General features: G+C 50.0%; 16 protein-coding genes. 14 read left to right on the top strand and 2 right to left on the bottom strand.

From position 1 onward, the window contains the following. The first annotated feature begins 9 nt into the window (after window positions 1–9). The 5 genes from IT774_RS08250 (at window position 10) to IT774_RS08230 (ending at window position 7058) form a co-directional block, all read left to right on the top strand. Window positions 10–1725, top strand: a complete 1716-nt coding sequence (locus IT774_RS08250) for a dihydrolipoyllysine-residue acetyltransferase (protein ID WP_195812147.1) — start codon at window positions 10–12, stop codon at window positions 1723–1725. A gap of 104 nt (window positions 1726–1829) precedes the next feature. Then, window positions 1830–2684, top strand: coding sequence for a 23S rRNA (adenine(2030)-N(6))-methyltransferase RlmJ (locus tag IT774_RS08245; protein ID WP_195812146.1), 855 nt, complete (start codon window positions 1830–1832; stop codon window positions 2682–2684). Then, window positions 2684–4525, top strand: a complete 1842-nt coding sequence (locus tag IT774_RS08240) for a protein kinase domain-containing protein (protein ID WP_195812145.1) — start codon at window positions 2684–2686, stop codon at window positions 4523–4525. The genes IT774_RS08245 and IT774_RS08240 overlap by 1 nt, the downstream gene beginning before the upstream one ends. A 6-nt stretch (window positions 4526–4531) precedes the next feature. Further along, window positions 4532–5395, top strand: coding sequence for an acyl-CoA thioesterase (locus tag IT774_RS08235; RefSeq protein ID WP_195812144.1), 864 nt, complete (start codon window positions 4532–4534; stop codon window positions 5393–5395). A 541-nt stretch (window positions 5396–5936) separates the two neighbouring features. Then, window positions 5937–7058, top strand: a complete 1122-nt coding sequence (locus tag IT774_RS08230) for a pyridoxal-phosphate-dependent aminotransferase family protein (protein ID WP_232365161.1) — start codon at window positions 5937–5939, stop codon at window positions 7056–7058. 92 nt (window positions 7059–7150) lie between these two features. Here the strand turns inward: IT774_RS08230 and IT774_RS08225 are convergent, their stop codons facing one another. Then, the gene (locus tag IT774_RS08225) at window positions 7151–7885 is read right to left on the bottom strand and encodes a DUF3307 domain-containing protein (RefSeq protein WP_195812143.1); all 735 of its coding nucleotides are present in this window, start codon (window positions 7883–7885) and stop codon (window positions 7151–7153) included. After that, on the bottom strand, window positions 7882–8520 hold the full coding sequence (locus IT774_RS08220; RefSeq protein WP_195812142.1) for a hypothetical protein: 639 nt from the start codon (window positions 8518–8520) through the stop codon (window positions 7882–7884). Before IT774_RS08220 ends, IT774_RS08225 begins: the two co-directional genes overlap by 4 nt. A gap of 647 nt (window positions 8521–9167) precedes the next feature. On the opposite strand from IT774_RS08220, the gene IT774_RS08215 reads away from it, so the two are divergent. The 9 genes from IT774_RS08215 to IT774_RS08175 all read left to right on the top strand — a co-directional run bounded on the left by IT774_RS08215 (window position 9168) and on the right by IT774_RS08175 (window position 19121). After that, on the top strand, window positions 9168–9866 hold the full coding sequence (locus IT774_RS08215; RefSeq protein ID WP_195812141.1) for an SIMPL domain-containing protein: 699 nt from the start codon (window positions 9168–9170) through the stop codon (window positions 9864–9866). A gap of 21 nt (window positions 9867–9887) precedes the next feature. Further along, a complete protein-coding gene (locus IT774_RS08210) occupies window positions 9888–10343 on the top strand; it encodes a GAF domain-containing protein (protein ID WP_232365160.1) in 456 nt (151 codons plus the stop codon). Beyond that, window positions 10340–10630 (top strand): hypothetical protein, encoded by a 291-nt coding sequence (locus IT774_RS08205; protein WP_195812140.1) that lies wholly within the window; start codon window positions 10340–10342, stop codon window positions 10628–10630. Before IT774_RS08210 ends, IT774_RS08205 begins: the two co-directional genes overlap by 4 nt. A 15-nt stretch (window positions 10631–10645) precedes the next feature. After that, window positions 10646–11305, top strand: a complete 660-nt coding sequence (proQ, locus tag IT774_RS08200; RefSeq protein ID WP_195812139.1) for an RNA chaperone ProQ — start codon at window positions 10646–10648, stop codon at window positions 11303–11305. Window positions 11306–11309: 4 nt separating this feature from the next. Then, a complete protein-coding gene (gene prc, locus IT774_RS08195) occupies window positions 11310–13361 on the top strand; it encodes a carboxy terminal-processing peptidase (RefSeq protein ID WP_195812138.1) in 2052 nt (683 codons plus the stop codon). Window positions 13362–13450: 89 nt separating this feature from the next. Further along, window positions 13451–14785 (top strand): sodium-dependent transporter, encoded by a 1335-nt coding sequence (locus IT774_RS08190; protein ID WP_195812137.1) that lies wholly within the window; start codon window positions 13451–13453, stop codon window positions 14783–14785. Window positions 14786–14804: 19 nt separating this feature from the next. Beyond that, a complete protein-coding gene (nhaC, locus tag IT774_RS08185) occupies window positions 14805–16277 on the top strand; it encodes a Na+/H+ antiporter NhaC (protein ID WP_195812136.1) in 1473 nt (490 codons plus the stop codon). Between the two features lie 17 nt (window positions 16278–16294). Further along, on the top strand, window positions 16295–18904 hold the full coding sequence (gene pepN, locus IT774_RS08180) for an aminopeptidase N (RefSeq protein ID WP_195812135.1): 2610 nt from the start codon (window positions 16295–16297) through the stop codon (window positions 18902–18904). Further along, window positions 18891–19121 carry a DUF2835 family protein gene (locus IT774_RS08175; RefSeq protein ID WP_195812134.1) on the top strand — a complete coding sequence of 77 codons (231 nt, stop codon included), beginning with the start codon at window positions 18891–18893 and terminating at the stop codon, window positions 19119–19121. The genes pepN and IT774_RS08175 overlap by 14 nt, the downstream gene beginning before the upstream one ends. Window positions 19122–19170 lie beyond the last annotated feature (49 nt).

Raw genomic sequence — 19170 nt, 5'->3', positions numbered from 1 at the left:
GGGCATAAAATGACAACAGAATTTATATTACCTGATATTGGCGAAGGTATTGTGGAATGCGAGCTGTTGGAATGGCTGGTAGCCGAAGGTGATCATATTGAAGAAGATCAGCCGGTTGCCGAAGTAATGACCGACAAGGCTACGGTTCAGATCCCGGCAATGCACGCAGGCAAAGTGCTTAAATTACATTATAAAACCGGGGATATCGCCAAGGTTCATGAACCGCTGTTCGCAATGCAGATTGATGGTGATACCAGCACTTCTGTCACCGCTGATAACGAGGCTGCCGACACCGCTACATCCCCTGAAGCTCCACCAGAAGCTGAATCTGCTACTACATCTGCCGCGGCGACGCAGCCCAAAACAAATAACTCACAAACCATTGAAGACTTTATCCTGCCGGATATCGGTGAAGGTATTGTTGAATGTGAAATTGTTAAATGGCATGTGCAGCAGGGCGACACCATCGAAGAAGATCAGCCGGTAGTCGAGGTTATGACCGATAAGGCCGTGGTGGAAATTCCGGCCAAGCACGCGGGTAAGGTCAACGAACTTTATTACCAGCAGGGTGATATTGCCCGGGTGCACGAACCCTTATTCTCATTGGCGATTACCGGTGAGCAGGGTGACAGTGACACCAGTCAGAGCCCTGATAAGCCAGACGCGACATTGTCGGCGCCGACGCAAAAGCCGGTAACCACTCAGGCCGGTAGTGGTATAGCCGGCGAGGCCGGTGCCAGCTCGAAAGATCAAAAATGGCCTGATGGCGAGTTTGAACCTCCGGTAGAAATACCAGGAAAGGTGCTGGCCAGCCCGGCGGTACGTCGTATTGCCCGCGAGCAACATATCGATTTGACCCAGGTTTCCGGGTCGGGGAAAAAGGGCCGCATTCTTAAGCAGGATGTTCAGCAGGCCGGTGCTGCTTCAGCAAGCCAGTCAGACACAGGCGCTGCGAAAGCCACTGAAAAAACCGCGACCCAGCCCGGCGTGGCGGCCAGCAGTCATAGTAGCGCCGCCGGCGGGGTTCGTGTGGAGCCGGTCAAAGGTATCCGTGCGGCCATGGCCAAGCAAATGACCGCCTCGGTGCAGACCATTCCGCACTTTACGGTAAGTGATGAATTGCGAATGGATGCGCTGATGACCCTGCGTGGTCAGTTGAAACCTGTGTTTGCAGAACAGGGCGTCAAGCTAAGCTTTATGCCGTTCTTTGTTAAAGCCTTGTCGCTGGCATTGAAAGAGTTCCCGGTGGTCAATAGCCAACTTAATGAGAAAGCCACCGAATTAAGCTATTTTGATGATCACAACATCGGTTTTGCGGTGGACTCAAAAATTGGTTTACTGGTTCCTAATATCAAGCAGGTACAAAACCTGAGCTTGTTTGAGATTGCCCAGCAGATGCATACGATCATTGATAAGGCCCGCGAAGGCAAGCTCAGTGGCGATGACCTGAAAGGCGGTACCATCAGTATCTCCAATATTGGCGCGCTGGGCGGCATCACCGCCACACCGGTAATCAATAAACCAGAAGCAGCCATTGTGGCATTGGGTAAAACTCAGCAGCTTCCACGGTTTAATGAGGCCGGTGAGGTTGAGGCCCACAATATCATGCAGGTGAACTGGTCCGGTGATCACCGTATTATCGACGGCGCCACCATGGTCAAATTTAATAACCTGTGGTGTCACTACCTGATGAACCCCTCCGCGATGCTGGCGCACCTGCGCTAAACCGGCAACCGACTTACCACAGAGGGCAGCCCGGCTGCCCTCTGTTTATTTTGGTCGGACGCAGGTAAAATACCGATATTATCATCCTGTTTCCAAGGTTTTACGTGCTCAGCTATCGTCATGCATTTCACGCCGGCAATCACGCCGATATTTTAAAACATCTGGCCTGGCTGGGGGTCATCTCGCACCTTAAGCGTAAAGCCAAACCCTTTGTGTTGTTCGACACTCACGCTGGTGGTGGCGAGTACCCGTTAAATGCCGACTATTCCCAGCAAAATAAAGAATACCTCACTGGTATGAGCGCCCTACAGGGGGCCCGTGCCCAAAGCCCTTTACTCGAGGAATATCTGCATCTGAATCAGCCGATATGGGATGACAATGTTTACCCGGGTTCTCCGCGGCTGTTGTGTGAGGCGTTAAGAGCTCAGGATCACGCCCATCTGATGGAGCTTCACCCTGCCGAAATTGACCATCTGCAACAGTGTGTGGTGCAACACGGACATGATCAGATAGCGGTCCATCATCGTGATGGTCTGGAAGGGCTGGTGGCCCTGACCCCGCCAAAACCGAACCGGGGGGCGGTGTTAATTGATCCGCCCTATGAGCAGATTGACGAATACCCACAGGTAGCCGCTAAAACCGGCAAGGTATTACAGCGCTGGGCTAATGGGCAGGTTGTAGTCTGGTACCCGCTGTTATCTGAACGCGCCGCCCCCAAAGCCAAAGCATGCAAAACCATGGTCGAGACGCTGGCCGTAGCAGGTAAAACCTGTTTTACCGCGGAGCTGGTGGTGGCAGAAAATACCCATGATGCAGGGATGTATGGTTCCGGGGTGTGTATTATCAACCCGGCGTTTCAACTGGATGAATACCTTACCCAGGCCATGCAGGAAGTCTGTGAGCTAATGGGCAGCCACGCCCGGTTTTCCCTGACCTGGCGTAAAACCGAAGCAGCCTGATGGAAACCGACAGCGCACTCAGACATTTTTATATTCCTGAAGAACAGTCGGTGTATCTGCTCAGTCATGCAGATGCCAAAAAACTCAAAGACTGGGTGGCCCTGTGTACCGACCAGCTGGCTCAGCTGGGCTATCATGATATCGGACTGATCGGTAAAGGCGCCTTTGGCTTTGTTTTTAGCGGGACGAGCACCACGGGCGCGCGTTATGTGTTTAAATTTTCACGTATTACATTACCTCAGCATGTTCAGGATCGGCTGGAGGATGAAGCGTATATGTTGTCCCAGGTGCACCATCCGCGGGTGCCGGGACTGGTAGAATTTCAACGTATTCGCAATCAGGCTATTTTGATGATGCACCGGGCCAGCGGCGAAGATCTGGAGCAGGTCAGTCTGCGCCGGGGGGCCTTGCCGGCGCGTATTATTGTTAAAATGACGGTGCAGCTGGCGCGCTTGCTATTGCATCTGCGTGCTCATACTTATCAGGGGCAGGCTAAACCCATTGTTCATGGTGATATTAAACCGTCGAATGTAATGTGGAATTCGGCCAGAGAAACCTTACAGCTAATAGACTGGGGGTCATCGGTGTTTGCCCAGATTGACGCCAGCGGTCAGTTTATTGCCGGTAATGTCATGGATTTGATGTCTGCTGACATGCAGCATACCAACGCCCGCCTTGGCGATGTGTATTTCATCGGTGAGGATCAGCTTAATGGGGCGATGTCCTCCCCGCGTTTTGATGAGCAAGGCCTGGCCAGCACTATTTACGCCCTCGCATCAGGCCAGTCGTGCCGATTTGGAAGTCGTGTGATTACGCCGTTGGCGCTGGGCTTACCAAAAATGCTGGCCAGTATTCTTACGCATATGCTTAGTGACGACCCCGGGCAACGGCGGCAGGGGGCAGATTATCTGTTCAGTCATCTGCATGTATTGCAACAGATGGTGTTCAGTGATGATGATCATGTACCGTATCAGCCGATGATTCCCACCTGGGTCAGCAGCACTGAAAAAGAAATTGAAACCGTGGTGTACAGCTCGCGTAAGTCATTCTTACGGCAACACCAGGACATTGAGGAGTCGGCGTTCAATTATCTTAATGATGCTCAGTTTGAACGTTATTACAAAAATTACCTCATGGGGATGGGCGCCACCGAGAAAGCCTTTATTGCTGCGGTGGGCCGCTTAGGAAAATACCCCGTGGTAGGCGGGATTGCAATTCGCTGGGAACCCGAGGGCATTTATGTCGACTCCAGCCTGAATCTTTACAATAACGCCGATAAGGTGGCTTTCGAGCAATCGGTAAACAATGTGATTAATCTGGGCCGGGCTATCCACCGACATGGTATTTTCAAATGCTGTATGTTTAATGCCAAGGATACCTTACATATTGAACGTGACGATCCCACTGCACCCTTTATTCCGCCAGCGCATTGCATTATCTCCTTTGAGGTGTCGGCGACAGCCATCAGTAAAGATGTCAGCCGAACCCATTCCTATTTTGAGGATGGCGATGATCCTGACGAATTATTGCGGTTGCCCGATGAAATGATGCAGTTACTGGCAGAGCTGAACAAAATTCATCATACCGGCTGTATTATCTTTGAAGCTTTGCCTACCCATTTGAAAATTCACAGTTATTATATGCTGCTGGACCATAGTCAGGCCGACAAGTTTCAACAATTGCTGGCAGACATAGTGGCGGCGGTGCCCAGCATTCTGGGACTGGGTATCTCGGGGTTTATGAAACTGCCGTATAAAGATACCCGCTTTTTTGAACATAAAGCGCAGTTGCCGGAACGCTATTATCCGCGCAACCCGCGTGCTCAACCTGTAACGGAGTAAACCATCATGTCTGAGGTTAAAATGTCCTCGCTGTTTGAACTGGAGTCGATAGAGCAGGGCCTGTTTCGCGGCCAAAGCTGGGACCTGGGTTTTCGTGCGCTATTTGGCGGCCAGGTTTTGGGGCAGGCATTAGCGGCAGCTTACCGCACGGTAGAAGCTGGTCGTTCGGTTCACTCTTTTCACACCTATTTTTTGCTGCCCGGAGACGCCAAAAAGCCCGTGGTTTACGATGTGGAAGTAGTACGTGACGGCCGCAGTTTTTCGGCCCGTCGGGTGAAAGCCATTCAGGATGGCCGTAATATTTTTTATATGACCGCCTCGTTTCAGATTGCCGAAGAGGGGATGTCCCATCAGTATGCACCCATGCCTGAGGTGCCGGGACCGGATGAGCTGGCCTCAGATATATCATTTTATGAGCAAAACTTTGACCGTCTGTCCACGGGCATGCAGGAAGCCTTGAGCTATCATCGTCCTATTGATATTCGAACCGTCGATGCCGCCCATTCTTTTAAAGCACAGCAACGTGAGCCATACCGGCATGTCTGGTTAAAAGTACGCGATGCCATGAGTAGCGATTTAGGTTTGCATCAGGCGACGCTGGCCTATGCCTCTGACTACCATTTTTTAAGCACTTCGTTACAACCACACGGCCTGGCGGTGTCTGATAAGGGACTGCGTATGGCGACCATTGATCATGCGATGTGGTTTCATCAGCCGGTAAACCTGAATGACTGGTTGCTGTATGCCATGGAAAGTCCGTTTTCTGGTAACAGCAGGGGTATCGTCCGCGGCCAGATTTTTAATCAAAGCGGCGAGCTGGTGGCCTCTACCATGCAAGAGGGAATGATGCGCAAAGTCTCAGAAAGCTAGATCAAAAAGCTTAAGTTAGAAGCTCTCGGGATGAACCATCATTCTGGGGGAGCCTCAGGGTATCGCAACAGGGCCGGTTGGGCACGGGAGCGATTAGGCGGCTTGTGCATTTTTGGGTGCCCCATAAAAAACGCCCGGAACAAAAGTTCCGGGCCTAGGGGAATGGCTCATTGCTGAGCCGTGCGCTAACTTTTGCAAAGGGAGAAGTTCATGCAAATAATAAAGCGAATAGTAATAATAGAGCAAAAATGATTAAAATATAAACAATATTGTATAAATTTTTTCTAATCTATGCAACGCTCTGGCGTTGTAGTTCTAACACTCTGATTCGAAATAAATTTTTAACTACTCCGATGAGTTTCACAGGTCAGTAGCAAAACCTCTGCTACAAAAAAATAATGGCCTAATATACTTTTTAGCCTGAAAGTCAGATCAACTAGTAACCCTATTTTTCTGCCGAATACCGGATATAGCCGATTGAGCTTTTAAGGTGGAGTTGCCACAATAGTGTTTCTGCCCTCATAAAAGATAAGGTATTTTGATGACCCTACCTGCTACATTTATTCCGCCAGAACGAACCCTGATGGGCCCGGGTCCCTCAGATGTCAGCCCCCGGGTACTCAACGCCATGGCCCGGCCTACCCTTGGCCATCTTGATCCTGTGTTTATTGATTTGATGGATGAAATAAAGGGTTTGCTGCAATATGCCTTGCAAACCAAAAATGCCCTTACCATGCCGGTGTCGGCACCCGGTTCGGCGGGGATGGAAGCATGTTTTGTTAATCTGGTGGAGCCTGGCGACAAAGTCGTAGTGTGTATCAACGGTATTTTCGGACAGCGTATGGTCGAAAATGTCACCCGCTGTGGTGGCCAGGCAATAAAGGTCGAAGATCCGTGGGGCCAGCAAACCAGTTTGCAAAAGGTGAAAGATACCCTCAAAGCACATCCGGATACAAAACTGCTGGCCTTTGTGCATGCAGAGACATCAACCGGAGTGCGCAATGATGCCGCCAGCCTGTGCGCCCTTGCCAGGCAATATAAATGTTTGTCGGTGGTAGATGCGGTTACCTCATTAGGCGGAATAGAAGTTGATGTGGATGGCTGGGGTGTGGATGCTATTTATTCAGGCTCGCAAAAATGCCTGAGCTGTGTGCCGGGTCTTTCACCGGTATCTTTCAGCCCGGCGGCGGTAGCGGTCATTCAACAGCGTAAAACGCCCGTACAAAGCTGGTTTCTGGATATGAATCTGATTGTTGGCTACTGGGGCGAGAGCGGCAAAAGGGCCTATCATCATACCGCCCCGGTCAACAGTCTGTATGCGTTGCATGAGTCGTTACTGATGTTGCGTGAAGAAGGTCTGGAAAACGCCTGGCAGCGGCATCAGCGGGGCCATGAAAAATTGTATAATGGCTTAGACGCACTGGGCATTGAGTTTGCCGTAGCCAAAGAATTTCGTTTGCCCCAGCTTAATTCGGTCTTTATTCCTGAAGGTGTGGACGATGCAAAAGCCCGCCGGCTGCTGCTGGAGTCGTTTAATCTTGAAATTGGCGCCGGCCTGGGTGAGCTGGCCGGCAAGGTCTGGCGTATCGGTCTGATGGGCCATGCCTGTAAAGATCGTAATATTGACCATTGCGTGGCCAGTGTGGCAAAAGTGATTCGCTAACCCCTGGCCGCCAGTGCTATCGCAACATTATGCCCTTAACAGAAGATCTGGTAGCGGCAGGTTGCGATAGCGCCTGAACTGCCGTGGTTAACTCAGTTAAGCACGGCGTGCGCCCAGTTAATACTCCAGCCGGTGATAAGCGCAATAGCAAAACTGATCAGGGTGCCTAACATCATGTATTCGGTCAGACGCATGTCTTTACTTTTAGACAAATCGCCCACCCGGAAGACCGTTTTGGTTGCCACCAGAAAGCCCAGCCCGGTGTATTGCTCCACCAATACAAAGGATAATGCTAACAATCTTTCAACATAGCCAATCCAGCGCCCGGCGCTTCCCAGACTCTGGCTATCCGTATTTTGTAACCGGGCTGTGTGGCCGGCAAGTACCTGGGCAATAAGAATACTGGCAGGTTGTAAAATAAATAAATACCCGAGCAGATAGATCAGCCATGCTGGCTGGCGCAGTGACAAAAAATATCCCTGTAGCTGGCCCACGGTGAGATTCAAAGCCACGGCGCACACGATGCCAATGATCAGCAGATGGGCAAGTTGATCCACCACAAAGGCTAAGGTGGAGGTGCGGCCCGCTTTGAAGTAGTCAATCAGCCCATGGCTTACTGCCACGACCAGGGTGCCGGCCCCAAGAGTGCTCCAGTCGTACCCGGCAAAATAAAATGCTATGGCGGCCAGTACGGCATGCATAGCCGTATGTTTGTAAAGGGCCACAGAGCGAGCTTTATGAGCATGTCGATCGGCAATCCAGTGGTTGGGTTGCAGATAAAAATCACCAATAAAATGGGCGCTTAATAATAATAGCAATAAGGTCATGGGCGCTCCTGCAAACAGGCCTGACAACACTTATCAACAAAATCTATAAACCTGACCAATGGGTCGGCGCCCGCGGCTCGCAGGCGCTCACTGATATTCTGGCGTGAGGTTCCAAGCTGATCTGCCAGTTGCTGATGGGTGGGAAATTGTCGTTCCACATACCTATACAGTAATTCAGACTGGCTTTCAGATAGGCGGTTTAACAGGTAGCTTTGTTGTACACACAATACCGCCAGCGCCTCATTGTAAGGGCTGTTTTCAATTTCTATACTAAGTTGAGGCCCGCGGAGTCCGTCAAGGGTGCGGCCAGAGGTTATCAGCGCCGGTCCCGTATGTTCTCCCGGGTCATCGCCATGAATAGTGCCACTGCCACACACCCCGGCCAATGCACATTGCACCGGTGGTGCCTGTTTACCGGCAGCCAGCCACAGTTTGGTCCTGAGCATCAGGGTGGCCAGCTGTGCCGCATGGGGCGACACCAGCTGAAACCCATCTCCGCGATAAACGCTGTAGATGGCGTCATAATCCTTAACCAGGGTGGTCAGATAGGTTTTTAACGCCTTGACGGTTATTTGGTAATCCGCCGGACTAAGCTGGGTAGAATCGACCAGGTCGCCGGTAATCACGGCTATCATAAGCATTCCTTAAGCAAGCATATAAAGTTGCCTTTGTTATTGCAAGCTTATAACCTTGCTTTTTAAAATGCAACCTAAAAGGCTTGCCTTCCTCAATCTGGATTGTTTCATTCTCAGGCTATTTTTACTGCCGGCCAGCCGTTGAGGTAGCGTTGCCTCCTGTAACATGAGAAGAAGCATTCTTTACCGCCAACCCACTTTCAGTATTGGCTGAATTACCATCGCTAAGCTTTACTAAAATTATGCCCATCAGCGCGGATCGTAAAGGATTAAATACCTTATATCAGTATTGAGCCAGCAACAAACGATGGGGAGGTCGCGATCTCGGTGCTGCTTTTTTAACGGCACGCCGGCAGTAACTTTGCGGTGTGTTTCCAGCATGCGTTACCAGCACTGAGTTTGGTGTGGTTGCAGTCACCTTACAGTCTTCGAGCAGCATTCGTGCAGTGTTCCGGGCGCGGATCGGGATAAAACAGATGCATCCTGCGATAATATGCTGCCGGACCACCGACGCAGCCGTTATACTAGCAGCCAGAGCAGTAAGCTATTGGTTTTTCGGCTGAAACGTAACGGTGAATGGTTCATCTTTGATTCAGACTGGATTTTGCATAGTACAGCTTCTATAACTACGACGAAGGAAATTTTTTATGCAGCATTATTTACGTATCACCTGGTTTGGATGGCTGGTAATGCTGGCACCCGCAATGATGGTCCAGGCGCAGGAGGCCAGTCCCGATGTGATTAATGTCAGTGGTTCAGGCAGTGTGGCTGTGGTGCCTGACCGATTTACGGTTACCTTTGTACTGGAGCAAAAAGGTCAGACCGTTACCAAGCTTAAAGAGCAGCTGCAACACGATATCCATCAGCTCACCAACTTTTTACTGAATGACAATGTGCAGCAAAAAAATATTCAGACCATGCAAATACGTTTGCATCCGCGCTATGAGAACGGGCCCAAGGGCAGAGTTGAAAATGGGTTTGTGCTTAGCCGGGAAGTTACCATCGAACACGATGTGCTCGATCAATACAGTCATTTAATTGATGGGGCCCTCAAACGCGGTGTGACCCGAATCAGTCGTTTTGAGCTAATCGCCTCTAATCCGCAAAAAGCATACGAACAGGCCTTGATAAATGCCATCGACGACGCAAAATCAAAGGCTGAGTTACTGGCCGGGCAGCTTGGCGCAAAAATAGGTAAGGTCACTCAAATTAGCGAAGGCCATAGTGGCAGAATCGTCACCGAGGGCCGCGCAACCATGATGATGGCCGACGGCGCCTCAGGCAGTTTACCGGGACAGCAACATATAGAGGCCACCGTTAACGCAACGTTTACGTTAACCCAATAACACTCAAAGTGGAGAAAATACTTGTCGAATGCATTTTATCAGCGGCTGGGGCAGCAGGCACAGGCGCTGCTCAGCGGGGAGTCTGACACCATTGCCAACATGGCCAATATCAGCGCCTTGTTGTATAACGAACTGGCTGAGGTGAATTGGGCCGGATTTTATTTGTATAAAGAAGACCAGCTGGTGTTGGGACCGTTTCAGGGCCAGCCTGCCTGTATCCGGATTGAAATGGGCAAGGGCGTATGTGGCACGGCAGCGGCGCAGCAAACCACCCAACGTATTAGCGATGTTCATCAGTTTGACGGGCATATTGCCTGTGATGCTGCTTCTAATTCAGAAATTGTTATTCCCATTGTAATTGATAACAAATTACTGGGTGTACTGGATATTGATAGCCCGCAGTACAATCGCTTTGATGCAGAAGATGAAGCGGGTCTGACCCACATCGTAAAGCTATTTATTGAGAGCCAGCAATGAAAGATAGTGTCGATATTCACGTGGTACTGGCCACTACCAATGATATGGATGAGCGCCATGAGGATCCATCTGAAGCCGCCGAACGTTTGAATTTTATTCTTCATGCGATGTACGATCGCGCAGCAGAAGATATTGAAACAGAGCGACTTGAACGAATATTGCACTACACCTGGGAGCAATGGCAACAAAATCGCAGTTTATTGGAGATTGAGGACGACGAATTGCTGGATTGGGTTGACCACACGCTGGCAACTTGGGATGATGCGGATAATTCGGAATTTTACTAACTAGCGTTAAATTTAATGGAAGCACCAGAGAAGTTTTCTAACAGTAAAGAAGTCATCGCTTATCTTGCCGAGCGTTTTCCACACTGTTTCTCCACCCAGGGCGAAGCCCGCCCTCTGAAAATTGGCATATTTCAGGAATTGGCTGCGCGACTTGAAGATGAAGAACGGGTCAGTAAGACCCTGTTACGTTCAACTTTGCGTCATTACACTAACAGCTGGCGCTATTTGCACAGTATCAAGGAAGGCGCTTATCGTGTTGACCTTGATGGTAATCAGGATGCTCAGATAGAAAAAGAGCATGCCGATCACGCACAGGTGCAATTAGAAGAAAGCAAAGCCAAAGCCGCGGAAAAGCGTAAAGCACGCCAACCACGCGAAGGTGAAAAGCCACGTCCGGCTCGTCGTCCACCGCCAAAAGCGAGTGGTGATAAGCGTCGTGAAGACACGCACAAAGGAACTAAACCGAAATCTGACAGACCAATGAAGACACCCCCGGCAAAATTGTCCGATGGTGATCTGCAATCCGGCACCAGAGTGACGGTGAAACTGGGTAAGGCACCGATGCCTGCCGTAATAACTGAAGTTGCCAAAGACGGTATACATGTCCAACTGGATAGCGGCATGGTCGTGAAAGTAAATTCCGACGCTCTACGTTTGGCAAGTTCCAAGAGGTAGTAAAATGAAAGATATCCTTCGTATTTCCATTGCCAGTGCATTCTTAACTCTTGGAGTTGGCGCTGGTGCTGTGACCACCACCGCAGAGGTTGATGAACTGCCTATTCTGCAACAAGAGTCCCAGCATAGTGTGGCCGCAAAACGGGTAAGTGCGTTGTTTACCCGGGCTCATTATAAGGAAATTGCGTTGGATAATGCGCTTTCAGAGCAGGTTTTTAACCGTTATCTGAAAGCGTTAGACAGCAATAAGCAGGTGCTGCTCAAATCTGATATCGAACAATTTGATCGCTATCGCGATGATTTTGATGAAGCCTTATCCAGAGGCAACCTGAAGGTTGCTTATGATATTTTCAACCAGACGTCTGAGCGCCGCTTGCAGCGGTTTGAGTATGCCCTGACTTTATTGGAACAACCATTCGACTTTGAAAAAGCGGATGATAAATTTTATTACGACCGCGAAGATGCTTCGTGGGCGACCAGCGAAGCCGAATTAGACGAAATCTGGCGACAACGGGTCAAATACGATGCCCTGAACCTGATACTGGCCGGCAAGACCTGGGAAGAAGCGAAAGAGCTTCTGACCAAGCGTTATAACCGGGCTATTAAACGTCTGAAACAGACCCAGAGCGAAGATGTGTTTCAAACGGTGATGAATTCCTTCGCCCGTACCATCGAAGCGCATACCAGCTACTTATCGCCCCGCAACGCCGATCGTTTCCAAATGGAGATGAACCTGTCATTTGAAGGCATTGGGGCGGTACTGCAAAGCGAAGAAGACTTCACCATCATCAAGAGTATTGTGCCGGGTGGCCCGGCCGACAAATCCAATGCCCTGAAGCCAGAAGATAAAATTATCGGGGTGGCCCAGGATGATGAGGAGTTTGTCGATGTCGTCGGCTGGCGACTGGATGAGGTGGTGGATCTGATTAAAGGTCCGAAAGGCTCTACCGTACGCTTACAGGTGCAAAAAGGCGCGACCGAAAGCAAATCGATGTCGGTGGTCAGTCTGACCCGGGACAAGATTAAACTTGAAGATCGGGCGGCAAAATCTGAAGTCTATGTACCGGACAGCGGCCCGCATCAGGGTGAAAAGCTGGGCGTTATCACCATCCCCAGCTTTTACAATAACCTGCATGCCGATGTGCAAAAAGAAGTTGAAGCGCTTAAAGCCCAGAATGTGAAAGGCGTTATTGTAGATTTGCGCGGTAATGGCGGTGGCTCGCTGACGGAGGCGACCTTACTGTCCGGCTTATTTATCGAAAAAGGCCCGGTGGTACAAATTCGTTATGGCGAAGGCAAAGTCAGCGTCAATCGCGATACTGACAGTAGTGTGGCTTATGATGGCCCGCTGACAGTGTTGGTCGACCGCTATAGTGCGTCAGCGTCTGAAATTTTTGCCGCAGCCATGCAGGATTACAATCGCGCGTTGATTATCGGTGAGCAAACCTTTGGTAAAGGCACCGTACAACAGCACCGCGGGCTTGGCCGGATTTACGATTTGTATGAAAATCCGCTAGGCAGCGTGCAGTTTACCATCGCCAAATTCTATCGCATTAACGGTGGCAGCACGCAGCACAAGGGTGTGGTACCGGATATTTTATATCCATCACCGATAGACCCGGCAGAGTGGGGCGAAAGCCAGGAAGAATCAGCGCTGCCGTATGACAGTATCGAGCGGGCGAATTACGCCACCTTTGCCGATGGTCAGAATGCCCTGGATGTGTTGACCGCCAAACATAACAAGCGAATTATGCAGGATCCGGAATTCGCCTATATCTACGAAGATATTGAAGATTACAAAGAGAAAAAGGCCCGTGATTTTGTGTCTCTGGTTGAGTCAGAAAGACTGGCTGAAAAAGAGGAACAGGAGCAACAGGAACTGGCCCGTGTAAATGAGCGTCTGACTCGTATGGGTGAAAAACCAGTCAAAAAGCTGGATGATCTGTCCGATGATGTTGAAGAAGAACTGGAAAAAGTTGACCCGTTTTTGAAGGAGGCGGCCAACATTACCTATGACATGCTGAATACTGGCAAGTACGCAATACATCATAATTAATAAAAATAAGTGAAAAAGGCTGGTGCTGAGCCAGCCTTTTTTGCGTGTAAAGCACACTAACGACAACAATAATAAGCAGGAACATCATCATGGCTATGCGCGGTGAATTCTCTTCCCGTATCGGCTTTATACTGGCTGCTGCGGGCTCTGCAGTAGGGCTTGGAAATATCTGGGGGTTTCCCACCCAGGTAGCCAGTAACGGCGGAGCGGCATTTGTATTAGTTTATTTATTACTGGCTTTTGTACTGGCTTACCCGGTGCTGATGGCTGAACTGATTATCGGCCGGGCAAATCGCTCCAACATGGTCGACGCCCTGGGTAAAATATCGAACAATATGGCGGGTCGGTTAACCGGAATCTGGGGTTGTGTAACCGTATCCCTGATACTCGCGTTTTATGCGATTGTAGGTGGCTGGATGCTTGCCTATTTTGCCGATGCCGGCGCCAATCTCATTGGCGCACAGACCGCCTCCCAATGGCTGCTTACCTTTTCTGACACCCGAAATATTCTGTTTTGTGCCGGCTTTATGATGATCAATTCTTTCATCGTATTGGGCGGGGTGAAGGCGGGCATTGAAAAATGGTCCGTGCGGCTTATGCCGACCCTGGTCATTATTATCATTGCACTGATTGTCTACGTAAGCTTTCAGCCCGGCGCCGTTGAGGGTTGGAGCGCCTACCTGGTCCCTGACTTTTCCCGTGTATTAGATCCGGACTTGCTCATCAGTGCCATGGGCCAGGCTTTCTTTTCCATGTCCTTAGGGGTAGGTACGATGCTGGTGTATGGCTCCTATGTCTCAAAGCAGGAAAATCTGCCCGCTATCGGCGCTTCGGTAGCCCTGGTAGATATCGGGGTGGCAATTATTGCTGGCATGCTGATCATTCCGGCGATGTATGTGGCGCTGAATAATGGTGTGGAAATATTTGCCGCCGACGGCGCCTTAATTGCTGGCGACAAACTCATCTTTACGGTGTTACCGGCGCTATTTGATACCATTGGCAGTGTTGGCTTGCTGGTAGGCTTGGCATTTTTTGCCCTCATGGTTATTGCCGCCGTTACCTCATCTATTTCGATGCTGGAAGTTCCGGTGGCTTATTTGGTAGAAAGTCGTGGTCTGATCCGTAAAAAAGCGGTGTGGCTGATGACCGCCATTATTTTTGCCTGCAGTTGTATCATTATCTTCAACTTCGATGTGTTGTTCTCTCTGGTGATCAGTGCCACAACCCAATGGAGTCAGCCATTGCTGGGGCTGGTACTGTGTATCTTTGCCGGCTGGGTCTGGCGCCGGGATGCGATTTTGGCCGAGTTGAAATCCGGCAACCCCGAGGTTGAATCAGGCTGGTTTTGGAAAATCTGGCCCTGGTATGTAAGATTTGTCTGCCCGGTAGTTATCGCTGTGATGTTTGTCCGCTCTGTGGTGTAAGAGGATAAAAATAATAATTATGAAAAAGTCTATTAAAGCACCTTCGCTGGCCGATGCCCTCATTCCCATTATCGCGCTGATTATCATGATGGGCTCGGCGGTATACCTGTACGGGGATAACTCGTCGTTTGGTCCGAACCAGATTGCACTATTGCTGGGCGCGGGGATAGCAGCGATCATTGGCATGAAAAACGGCCATCGCTGGAAAGATATCGAACAAGGCATTGTTAATGGTATCTCTATGTCGCTGGGCGCCTGTCTGATACTTCTGGCAGTGGGCTCTTTAATCGGCACCTGGATGCTGGCCGGTACGGTTCCCACGCTGATTTACTACGGCCTGGAATTACTCAATCCATCTTTCTTCTACGCCGCCACCTGTCTGATTTGTGCGGTAGTGGCTATGAGTATCGGGAGTTCGTGGACCACCGCCGCCACTGTAGGTGTGGCTTTACTTGGCGTGTCAGAAGGCATGGGGATGTCGGCGGCGGTGACTGCTGGCGCGGTGGTTTCTGGTTCGTATTTTGGTGATAAAATCTCACCGCTTTCTGAAACCACCAATCTGGCGCCCGCGGTGGCCGGTACCGATTTGTTTGAGCATATCCGTTATATGCTCTGGACCACGATCCCCAGCTTTGTCATTGCGGTACTGTTATTTGTCTTTATGGGCTTTAGCGAAACCGGCATGGAAAAAGTGCAGCGCATAGAACAAATGCAGACATTGCTGAGCGAGTCCTTTGAATTAGGCTGGCATATGCTAATCCCCCTGGCTTTGTTGCTGATTCTGGCGGTTCGCAAAATGCCGGCATTTCCTGCTGTTTCTATCGGGGCGCTGGCCGGTGCGGTTTGGGCGGTAATTTTTCAGCAGGATGTGGTACTGGCGATGGCAAATCCGGAGGATAATCCGGCTATTGGCATACTAAAAACCATCTGGACGGCACTCTACGATGGCGTTTCGTTTTCCACACCGGACGAAAACTTAAATAGTTTATTAAGCCGGGGCGGGATGTCGTCTATGCTAAATACTATCTGGTTGATTATTTGTGCCATGTCATTTGGGGCGGTACTGGAAAAAGTCGGATTACTCAAACGCGCGGTAAGTACCATTCTACATGGGGCGAACTCAGCCGGGGCGATGATAAGTCGCACTATTTTAACCTGTCTGGGCTCGAATCTGGTCACCGCAGATCAGTATATTTCGATTGTTATGCCCGGGCGTATGTACAAACAAGAGTATGAAAAACGTGGCCTGCACCAGCTTAATCTGTCACGGAGTCTTGAAGACGGCGCGACACTGACCTCACCGCTGATCCCATGGAATACCTGTGGTGCCTATATGCATGGTGTGTTAGGGGTGAACCCGTTTGACTATATTTTCTATACATTCTTCAACGTAATTAATCCATTCCTGGCAGTCATTTATGCTTATTTAGGAATTAAAATTCTGAGAATTGAACCTCCTTTTGATATTGAAGCAAAGGGGTCAAACGCTTAACATCCCCGGGAGGAACCATGAGTTTACAAGCAAAAAAACGGGCGGACTATCTGCCGCCCGCGTTTACCATCAATGATGTTAAAATGGATGTGCAACTGCATCCTACCTGCACGCGTGTCACCAGCGAATATCAGGTCGAGCGTATGGGTAATCATGGCCATGCGTTAACCCTGGACGGCGACAATCTGACTCTGCGTGAGGTCTGCATCGATGGCCAGCCATACACAGATTATGAACAAACCGACTCCAGTCTGGTGATCTGCAATGTTGCTGATGATTTCAGTCTGAAGCTGGTTACCGAAATAGATCCCGAACACAATCAGGCGCTTGAAGGTCTGTATCTGTCGGCCGGCACCTATTGTACCCAGTGTGAAGCCGAAGGCTTTCGGCGTATCACCTATTATCTTGACCGCCCTGATGTACTGGCTCGATTTGAAGTCACCCTGCATGGTGACAAACAACACTATCCTACACTGCTGGCAAATGGTAATCCTATTGCCCGGGGTGACCACGACGACGGCACGCATTGGGTGACCTGGCAGGATCCGCACCCCAAGCCGGCTTATCTATTTGCCCTGGTGGCCGGGGATTTTGATCTTCTTGAAGATAGTTACACCACCACCAGTGGCAAACCGGTGAAACTTGAATTGTATGTTGATAAAGGTAAGCGCGACCAGGGCGTATTTGCTCTTGAGTCATTAAAGCGGGCCATGAAGTGGGACGAAGATACCTTTGGGCTTGAATACGATCTTGATATCTACATGATTGTGGCTGTCGACTTCTTCAATATGGGGGCCATGGAAAACAAAGGGCTGAATATCTTTAACAGTAAATTTGTGCTGGCTGATCAGGACAGTGCTACCGATGAAGACTTTTTCAATGTCGAGTCGGTGATTGCCCATGAATACTTTCACAACTGGACCGGCAACCGGGTCACGTGTCGCGATTGGTTTCAGTTAAGCTTAAAAGAAGGGCTGACGGTGTTTCGCGACCAGCAATTCAGCGCCGATATGACCTCGCCACTGAGCAACAGAATCAAACATGTGCGGGTTATGCGCGAACATCAGTTTGCTGAAGATGCCAGTGCTATGAGCCATCCGATCCGGCCCGAAGAAGTTATCGAGATGAATAATTTCTATACGGTTACTGTGTACGATAAGGGCGCTGAAGTCATTCGGATGTTTCATACCTTACTGGGCCCAGAAAAATTCCGTGAAGGCATGGATGAGTATTTTCGCCGGCATGATGGCCAGGCGGTTACCTGTGATGACTTTGTTGCTGCCATGCAAAGTGTAACGGACCTGAACCTGGGGCATTTTGCACTTTGGTATTCGCAGTCCGGAACGCCCGTGATTGAGGTAACCACCTCGTATGATCCACAAACAAGACGCATGGACATTACCTTCTCGCAGCACACCGCGCCGACGGCGGATCAAAAAGACAAAGCCTCGTTGTTCATGCCTGTCGCCTTTGATTGTATTGATAGTGCGGGCAATCACTATACCGATGACGATGGTCAGGTTCGCGATGGTATGTTTATTTTGGATACCGCAGCCAAAACACTGCACTTTTCTGATGTGCCAGAGCCATTGATCCCAGTGGTATTAGGCAATTTTTCAGCGCCGGCAAAGGTAGAAAATAGTCTTAGCGCCGAACAATTACTGGCAGTATTTCAATATGCCAATGACACCTTTAATCGCTGGGATGCCCTGCAGTCTCTGTACGACTGGTGTATTCATCAATACGAGCTGGAAAATCAGGCTGCGGTAGATGCAACAATCTGGCAGGGGCTGGAGCAGGTTATTACCCGCGAGTCTCACAATCATGAACTGCTGGGCGAATGTTTGGTTATCCCTAGTTTTGAGACCTTGTGTCAAAGCCGGCAATTAGTCGAGGTGGCGGCGCTAAATACTGCCCGAAGCCAGTTCTGTCGGGATTTTGCGCAGCGTCTGCACGGACCCCTTGAGACTCTCTTTAAGACCCTCGAAACCGGGCCTTATCAATATACCCAAACCGCGATCAATGCCCGTCGCTGTCGTAATGTGGTCCTTAATCATCTGGCGTGTGCCGGTGACGCCGATAAGCTGCTAAATCAGCAGTTTGAACAAGCTGACAATATGACGGATTCGCTGGGAGCACTTAAAGCCGCGCAGGGTCACAGCCCTTCGGTGTTTGAGTCACTGATGAGCCGCTTTGAACAGCGCTGGAATCATGATCCTCTGGTACTGGATAAATGGTTTGGTTTGCATGCAACTACTGAGCGAACCGACATCCTCAGCCAGCTGAGTCTGTTACAACAACACCCTCGTTTTGCCAAAGGCAATCCAAACCGGGTGCGGGCAGTCATCGGCAGTTTTGCGTTTTTCAATACGGCGGGTTTTCATGCCCCCGATGGCAGTGGTTACCAGTTTGTCACCGACTATCTACTTAAGCTGGATGCAGTAAACCCCCAGGTGGCCGCACGCATTGTGACGCCGCTAACACAATGGCACAACTTTGCACCTGACTATCAGTTGCTCATGAAAGCCCAGTTGGAACGTATCGCCAATCATAAGGGCCTGAGTGGCGACTTGTATGAAAAAGTCAGTAAAAGCCTGGCTTTTAAAGTAAACAGTGAACAACAATAAGTATTTTCATTTTTCGCTGGGCCTGACGTATACAGAGTGCGAACGCTTATACCAGGCCGGCTATCAGCACGTGGTGGTCATGGCCGAGAGCGGCCACCGGGTGCAACTTCCGATTGAACGCCTGCGTGCCTTTGTGACCCCATCGGGGTTACAGGGGCGTTTTCGGCTGACCACCACCGCTGCACATAAGATCCTCACATTTGAACGCCTGTCCTGAGTTTCCAACCGTTTCATTCTCCACTTTTATAGACATCTATTAACTAATT

This window comes from Salinimonas marina (assembly GCF_015644725.1).
In the GTDB taxonomy this organism is placed as follows: domain Bacteria; phylum Pseudomonadota; class Gammaproteobacteria; order Enterobacterales; family Alteromonadaceae; genus Alteromonas.
Note: the sequence above shows the minus strand (reverse complement) of the source record. Positions and strands in the feature narration are given on the sequence as shown.